Origin of the sequence: Micromonospora sp. M42, assembly GCF_000568915.1 — a bacterium.
Taxonomy (GTDB): domain Bacteria; phylum Actinomycetota; class Actinomycetes; order Mycobacteriales; family Micromonosporaceae; genus Micromonospora; species Micromonospora chalcea.
This window is the reverse complement of the sequence record NZ_KK037233.1, coordinates 248,547-255,103: the sequence shown is the minus strand read 5'-3', so window position 1 is coordinate 255,103 and position 6,557 is coordinate 248,547. Positions and strand designations below refer to the sequence as shown.

The 6,557-nt window shown below is 71.8% G+C and carries 9 protein-coding genes; 6 read left to right on the top strand and 3 right to left on the bottom strand.

Annotated elements, in window-relative coordinates; all coding sequences use genetic code 11:
• Nucleotides 1–209: nitronate monooxygenase (locus tag MCBG_RS32260; RefSeq protein ID WP_043323048.1), on the top strand; the 209-nt coding region annotated here is incomplete at its 5' end.
• A 51-nt stretch (nt 210–260) separates the two neighbouring features.
• On the opposite strand, the gene MCBG_RS00820 is transcribed toward MCBG_RS32260, so the two are convergent.
• Complete coding sequence (locus MCBG_RS00820; protein WP_043323046.1) at nt 261–677, bottom strand: YybH family protein; 417 nt, start codon at nt 675–677, stop codon at nt 261–263.
• A 190-nt stretch (nt 678–867) separates the two neighbouring features.
• Here MCBG_RS00820 and MCBG_RS00815 point away from each other — a divergent pair, with 190 nt between their 5' ends.
• Nucleotides 868–1,536 (top strand): NAD(P)H-dependent oxidoreductase, encoded by a 669-nt coding sequence (locus tag MCBG_RS00815; protein ID WP_064445530.1) that lies wholly within the window; start codon nt 868–870, stop codon nt 1,534–1,536.
• Between the two features lie 51 nt (nt 1,537–1,587).
• Here MCBG_RS00815 and MCBG_RS00810 read toward each other — a convergent pair whose 3' ends face one another.
• Nucleotides 1,588–2,262 (bottom strand): TetR/AcrR family transcriptional regulator, encoded by a 675-nt coding sequence (locus MCBG_RS00810; RefSeq protein WP_043323043.1) that lies wholly within the window; start codon nt 2,260–2,262, stop codon nt 1,588–1,590.
• Nucleotides 2,263–2,390: 128 nt separating this feature from the next.
• Between MCBG_RS00810 and MCBG_RS00805 the strand changes: the two genes are divergently transcribed.
• The 3 genes from MCBG_RS00805 (at nt 2,391) to MCBG_RS32820 (ending at nt 4,293) form a co-directional block, all read left to right on the top strand.
• Entirely contained in the window at nt 2,391–3,086 is a 696-nt protein-coding gene (locus MCBG_RS00805; RefSeq protein ID WP_043323041.1) for an NAD(P)-dependent oxidoreductase, read from the top strand.
• Between the two features lie 140 nt (nt 3,087–3,226).
• Nucleotides 3,227–3,802 (top strand): IS701 family transposase, encoded by a 576-nt coding sequence (locus MCBG_RS00800; protein WP_051610890.1) that lies wholly within the window; start codon nt 3,227–3,229, stop codon nt 3,800–3,802.
• Between the two features lie 221 nt (nt 3,803–4,023).
• A complete protein-coding gene (locus MCBG_RS32820; protein ID WP_198033255.1) occupies nt 4,024–4,293 on the top strand; it encodes a hypothetical protein in 270 nt (89 codons plus the stop codon).
• 50 nt (nt 4,294–4,343) lie between these two features.
• Here MCBG_RS32820 and MCBG_RS00790 read toward each other — a convergent pair whose 3' ends face one another.
• Complete coding sequence (locus tag MCBG_RS00790) at nt 4,344–5,348, bottom strand: 3-oxoacyl-ACP synthase III family protein (RefSeq protein ID WP_043323037.1); 1,005 nt, start codon at nt 5,346–5,348, stop codon at nt 4,344–4,346.
• A gap of 253 nt (nt 5,349–5,601) precedes the next feature.
• Here MCBG_RS00790 and MCBG_RS00785 point away from each other — a divergent pair, with 253 nt between their 5' ends.
• Nucleotides 5,602–6,555, top strand: coding sequence for an amidohydrolase family protein (locus tag MCBG_RS00785; protein ID WP_043323034.1), 954 nt, complete (start codon nt 5,602–5,604; stop codon nt 6,553–6,555).
• Nucleotides 6,556–6,557 lie beyond the last annotated feature (2 nt).

Here is a 6,557-nt window from a genome sequence, read left to right as displayed (position 1 = left end):
CGGCGCGGGCCCTGGCCAACCGCTTCACCGACGCCTACTCCGCGGCGGCGCCGGTCGCCTATCCGGCGGTGCACCACCTGACCGCGCCGATCCGGGCCGCGGCGGCACGTCTCGGTGACGCCGAGGCGCTGAACCTGTGGGCCGGGACCGGTTTCGCGTCCGCCGTGCCGGGCCCGGCCGCCGGCATCGTCGCCCGATTGACGGGCTGACCGTCCGGCCGGCCGGTCACCGGCGCCGCTGCGGCCCGGTGTCGACAGTGGTCAGGGTGCGGTGGGACCGGCGGCGCCCAGGCCGGCGGGGTTGCTGATGACGCAGCGCCAGGCGCCGTCCGCGCCGCGCCGGAGCACGTCGACGGCGGTGCCCTCGATCCGGAGCGGGGTGCCGTCGGGTCCGGTTCCCTCGTGGACGTAGTCGTTGATCACCAGGGCGATGTCGCCGGTGACGTACTGGTGGCGGACGGCCACCTTGATCGGCAGGAAGTGCTGCTCCTCCCGGCTGCGCGCGCGCCTCTGGTCGCCGGTCAGGACCGTGCCGGGGGCGAGGATCAGCAGGGCGTCCGGCTCGTAGAGCTGCTCCAGCTGGTCGAGATCGCGGTTGTTGAACGCGCGCTCGAACAGGGGCAGGAGCGCGGCGGGGTCGGTAGGTGCGGCGGGCGGTTCCGCGGAAGCGTTCGACATGGGCGCAGCACACCCGGACCGGGACGGACCGGTCAACGACGACGGGCCGGTTCTGTCAGGTCGCGGCCCCGGCGGACATCGAGGTGACTAACTAAGATCCGCGCCGTTTGCCGGGCGGGGCGCGGCCGACAGGATGCCCGTAGATGGCCCATGCGATGCCCAGGCGCATCGACTCGTGAGGAGCGTTCCTGTGATCAAGGTGGCAATCATCTTCCACTCCCGCAGCGGGAATACCTACCAGATGGCCGTGGCAGCGGCGGCTGCGGCGGTGAAGGCGGGCGCGGAGGCGCAGCTCTACAAGGTGCCCGACCTGCCCAGCCCGATGGTGCTCGACCACAAGGCGTACGCCGAGCTCAACGCCGAGACCGCGGACGTCCCGGTGGCCACGCTCGCGGACCTGGTCGCGGCGGACGCCATCATGATCGGCACGCCGGTGCACTACGGGCTGCCGGCGCCGCAGATCCTCGACTTCATCGACCACTCCGGACCGGTCGCCATTCCGGGTGACCTGGCGAACAAGGTGGTGTCCGTGTTCGCGTCCGGCTCGATGCCGCACGCCGGGCAGCAGGCGGCCATCCTGGCGCTGCACAACTGCATCTGCCACTGGGGTTCGCTGATCGTCCCGAACGGCTCCAGCGTCGAGGTGCTCGGCCTGCCGAACAACGGCGCGCCGTACGGCACGTGCAGCGTCTCCCGGCACGAGGCGAACAACGTCCACGAGGACAACCTCGCCGCCCTCGAGTACCAGGCGCTGCGGCTGGTCGAGGTGGCCACCGCGTACAAGATCGGCCGCGAGCAGACCACGTCGGCGATCAGGTACGTGGACCGCCGGCTGCTGGCGGAGAAGTTCGGCCTCTGACTCCGACATGAACCGGCCCGCCCGGCGCGGGCCGGTTCGGCGTGTCCGGCCTCAGGTGGCGCCGGCTGCGGCGCGGGCGGTCAGACCGTCGAGCACGTACGCCAGCCCGAGCGCGAAGTTCGTGTCCCAGTCGTCGTCGAGCAGGTGCCGCTGCGCGGCCAGTGTGGGATAGCTGGCGCTGTGCCGCTCCAGCATCAGCTGGCCCTCCCGGCGTTCGGCCGCCGACCACCGCAGCGTGGCCTGGCTGGCCGCGGAGCCCTGGACGTGGCTGTAGAGCACCCAGCTCGCCGCGGTGACGTCCCGGGAGGTGAACCCGGCGCGGGTCAGGGTGGCCTGGAGGAACTCCATCCAGGACAGGAAGCCGGGGCCGACCGCGGGGCGTCGTCGCATCACCGCCGACCAGGGGTGCCGCAGCAGCGCGGCACGGCGCTCGGTCAGCAGCGTCGTGACGTCCGCCCGCCAGTCGTCGCCGGGTGGCGGTGGCGGCGTGGCGGCGAACACCGCGTCGACCGCGAGGTCGATCACGTCTTCCTTGGTGTCCACGTGCCAGTAGAGCGTGGTGGTGCCGACGCCGAGGCGGTCGGCGAGGCGGCGCATGGTGAGCTGCCCGACGTCGTCCTCGTCCAGCAGCTCGACCGCGGCGGCGGTGATGCGCTCGACGGTCAGCGGCGGGTCGGGCCGCGCCGACGTCGTCCGCAGCCACAGGCTCCGGCTCCGCTCCGCCATCCCGTCACCCGCCTCGCCCGAAATCTGCCTGTTCCGCCCGTGAGCGTAGTACATTGGTCGGGCACCGGAACGTTGTTCGACTGCTGGACCGTCGTTCGACCCTCGCGCCGACGAAGAGGTGGGGCCAGATGAGACTCGTGGTGTTCGGCGCGAACGGGCCCACCGGCCGGCTGGCCACCGAGCTGGCGATGGCCCGGGGCCACGTCGTCACAGCAGTGACCCGGCGTCCGGAGTCCTTCCCGGTGCGGGGCGAGAACCTGCGGGTGGTGGGCGCCGACGTGCTGGACGCCGCGGCTGTCGACGCCGCCGTCGCCGGCCAGCAGGCGGTGATCTCGACGCTGGGTGTGCCGTACACGAAGGAGACGGTGCGAACCTACTCCGAGGGCGCCGCCAACATGATCGCCGCGATGCGGGCCCACGGCCTGCGCCGGCTGGTCTGCGTGACGTCGACCGGCACCAGCGGCGAGCACGCCGAGGGCGAGACGTTCACCTTCAAGAAGATCATCGCACCGATCCTGCTGCGGATGGGACGCACCGTCTACGAGGACATGGCGCGGATGGAGAAGGTGGTGTCGGAAAGCGGTCTGGACTGGACCGTCATTCGTCCGGCCGGTCTCTTCGACGGTGACGGCGTCACCGACTACCGGGCCGAGCCGCGCCGGCTCCCCGGCCGGTTCACCTCCCGCACCGACCTGGCCGACCTGCTCGTCCGGGAGGCGACCGAGGACCTCCACGTCGGCCAGTTCATCGACGTGGTCACCACCACCGGCGCGCCGACCTTCGCGCAGATGTTCATCCGGGAGGCGCTGCACATCGGCAAGTGACGCCCGCCCCGCGGGCCTCCCGGCGACCTGCGCCTCGGCCAACCACTGTGGCCCCGAGGGCGGTGCCGCCAGCACCTCGACCATCCTCGCCGCGGGTTCCAAGCTCGTGTGCATTCGCCGCCGCGCCGCGAGGAGGCAGGATGCTGCTGGACGAGGACCTGACGGATCTGTGTGACGACATCCTGGCCGGGCTGCCGCGCAGCGATCAGCGACGGCGCGGCCGGGAGTACGTACGCGGGCTGCTGCTGGCCCGGGGACGCAAGTCGATCCGCAACATCGCCGCGATCTCCACGGAACCCGCCGCGGAGCAGGCGCTGCACCATTTCGTCAGCGACTCCACCTGGGACTGGATGCCGGTCCGGCGGGCGCTCGCCCGGCACGTCACGCGCCTCTGCGGGGCCCGGACCTGGGTGCTGCACCCGACCCTGATCCGCAAGGCCGGGACGCACTCGGTGGGCGTCGGCCGCCGGTACTCGCCGGGCCTGGGGCAGTCCCTCAACGCGCAGCACGCGGTTGGTCTCTGGGCGGCCTCGACGAGCGTCGTCACGCCGGTCAACTGGCGGCTGCACCTCAACGAGGACTGGTTGTCCGACGAGAAGCGCCGCCGGCGCGCGGCCATTCCGGACGACCTGGTCGCCCAGTCGCTGGGCGCCTGCACCGTCGAGGCGTACCTGGAACTGGGGGGCGCCGGCCGCAGCGGTGACATGATGCTGTAGACTGTCTCTTCAGTCCGATTTTTTTCGAGGGCGCTCCTTTAGGAAACGATTTTCATTACATAGATTCGGCATCCGCTCGAAGGTCACGACCGAGTCATCGTTATCAGGCACAAGGGTTACAGTGGTTCTCGGTCTTCGGGCTCACGGCGCGCCCGCCGGTGCTGGCCGGCACCGTCGCGGTTCGGCTGCCCAGCACCCGCAGCTACGATCCCCTGCTTTTGGTGGAGCTGAGCGCGCCGGGGCGCGGTGAGCCTGGCCAGCTGTGGCTGACCAGTCGCGGCGACATCGGCCTCGCCGACCTGGTCGGCCGGGCGGCGCTGGTCCGGCGGGTCACCGACGACCTGGAGTCCACCGGCGACCAGGTGGGACTGCGCGACTTCACCGGCCGCTCGTACCGGGGCTGGCACCGCCACGTGACGCTGGCGTCGGCGGCGCACACGGTGCTCGCGACGCACGGCCGGCCGGAGCCGGCCCTGCGGCGCACCTCCTGACGCGCGCCGGGCGCCGGTGACCACCGGGCACCGGCGCCCGCCCGGACGGCTCAGCCGGCCTGGAGCAGGGTCATCCCCATGGACATCCCGCCGCCGAATGCGGTGAGCAGCACGAGGTCACCTGCGCGGACCCGGCCGGAGCGGCACAGCTGGTCGTAGGTGATGGGCACCGCGGCGGCGCCGGTGTTGCCGTAGGCGGTGTACGTGCTGGCGACGCGGTCGAAGGGCAGCCCGAGCCGCTCCGCCATCGAGGCGAGGATCCGGCCGTTGGCCTGGTGCGGCACCAGATGCCCGAGCCGGTGCGGCGGCACACCGTGCTCGGCCAGGAACTCGGCGATGCCGGCGACCACGTACGTGTCGATGAACTCGCGTACTCCCCGGCCGTCCATCCGGAAGTGGTGCGAGCCGTCGCGGAGCGTCTGCTCCGAGGCCGGCAGGCGGCTGCCACCGGCCGCCACGCCGATCAGCCCGCGCGCCTCGGCGAAGCTGAGCAGCCGGGTGGCCACGACCCGGTGCGCGCCACCGACCCCGATCACCGCGGCGCCCGCGCCGTCGCCGAACAGCACCACTGTGCGGCGGTCCTGCGGCGACAGGATGCGCGAGTAGACGTCCGCGCCGATCACCAGCGCCGGCCGGTCCCCCGCTGCGGTCACCAGCCGCTCGGCGACCGCGAGCCCGTAGCTGAAGCCGCTGCACACCGCGTTGACGTCGAACGCGGCGGTACCCCGTCCGGCGCCAATCTCGTGGGCGACGACGCTGGCCGTGGGTGGTTGCGGCGAATCCGGCGTCGAGGTGGCCACCACGACGAGCGCCAGGTCCGCCGCATCGACGCCGGCGTCCGCGAGCGCGACGCGCGCCGCGCCGATCGCCAGGTCGGAGGTCGCCTCGTCCGGCTTGGCCCACCGCCGCTGCCGGATCGCCGTCTTCTCGTACACCCAGTCGCCGGTCACGCCGGCGTGCTCGGCCGCCTCATCGTTCGTCACCACCCGGCCGGGCAGGTAGGAGCCGGTGCCGAGCACACCGATCGGCCGGTCGCCACGCGAATATGTGAGCATGCGCCAGGTCCATTTCTTCACCAGCCGTCGAACGCGAAAATTGCGATAAGGACGGGCACCGACTTCGCGGCGAATAGTGTCGACGGTCCTCCAGACCAGACCTGCGGTCAATGTATGGCAACCGCAGCGGGCAGGGCAACCGGCGGAGCCGACGTGACATATTCGCCCGCACCGCCTTGGCCGGACGCGATCCGGTCACCACGATGCGGATGTGGACGCCAAACCCGTAAACGGTCCGGCCGGGTCACCGTGGATGGACGCCATCGACGTGCACCATCACATAATTCCCGATTTCTATGCGGCCGAGCTTCGCGAATTGGGCGGTTCCACTGTTCTTTCCGGAGTCGACCGCCCCACGTGGAGCCGGGCGGGCAGCCTCGCCATGATGGATCGGCAGGGCATACGCGCCGCGATCGTCAGCCTGTGGCCGGGCGTACCCCCGCTGGACCGCGCCCGCAGCCGCGCTCTCGCGCGGCGGCTGAACGAGTACCTGGCCGAGTTCGTGGCGGCCGGCGACTGCCGCTTCGGCGCGTTCGCGGTGCTGCCCTTCCCCCACCTCGACGACTGCGTGGCGGAGTTCGTCCACGCGGTCGACGTGCTCGGCCTGGACGGGCTCGGGCTGCTCACCAACTACGACGGGCTCTACGTCGGCGACCGCCGGCTCGATCCGCTGCTGGCCGAGGCCGAGCGGCGGCGTACGCCGATCTTCGTGCACCCGGCGGTGCCGCCGGCCACCGGCCAGCCCGCCTTCGGGCTGCCGCTGTCGCTGTACGAGTTCCCGTTCGAGACGGTGCGGCTGGTGGCGCAGCTGCTCTACAACGGCACGCTGGAGCGGTTCCCCGAGCTGCGGATCATCCTGTCGCACGGCGGCGGCGGGGTCAGCTACTACGCCGACCGGCTCACCTATGGCCCGGTCATCAACCGCGATCTCGCCGACCGCCTGCCGGACGATCCTCTCGCCGTGCTCCGCCGCCTCTACTTCGACGTGGCGATGTGCGGCCGGCACGCGCTCGCCTCGCTGCGGCTGTTCGCCGATCCGGAACGGGTCCTGGTGGGCTCCGACTACCCGTTCATGCCGGAGTCCTTCGGCGCCTCGATCGGTGCGGGAGTGGCGCGCCACGCGGACCTCGATCCGGGGTGGTGGGCCGCGGTCAACCGGTCCAACGCGGCGAAGCTGTTCGCCCGTTTCCCCTCGACAGGAGAGTGACC

What these genes read in the sequence shown, in the direction of transcription:
- MCBG_RS00785 (WP_043323034.1), top strand. Translation starts at nt 5,602, where the DNA reads ATGGACGCCATCGACGTGCACCATCACATAATTCCCGATTTCTATGCG.
- MCBG_RS00805 (WP_043323041.1), top strand. Translation starts at nt 2,391, where the DNA reads ATGAGACTCGTGGTGTTCGGCGCGAACGGGCCCACCGGCCGGCTGGCC.
- MCBG_RS00820 (WP_043323046.1), bottom strand. Translation starts at nt 677, where the DNA reads ATGTCGAACGCTTCCGCGGAACCGCCCGCCGCACCTACCGACCCCGCC.
- MCBG_RS00800 (WP_051610890.1), top strand. Translation starts at nt 3,227, where the DNA reads ATGCTGCTGGACGAGGACCTGACGGATCTGTGTGACGACATCCTGGCC.
- MCBG_RS00810 (WP_043323043.1), bottom strand. Translation starts at nt 2,262, where the DNA reads ATGGCGGAGCGGAGCCGGAGCCTGTGGCTGCGGACGACGTCGGCGCGG.
- MCBG_RS00790 (WP_043323037.1), bottom strand. Translation starts at nt 5,348, where the DNA reads ATGCTCACATATTCGCGTGGCGACCGGCCGATCGGTGTGCTCGGCACC.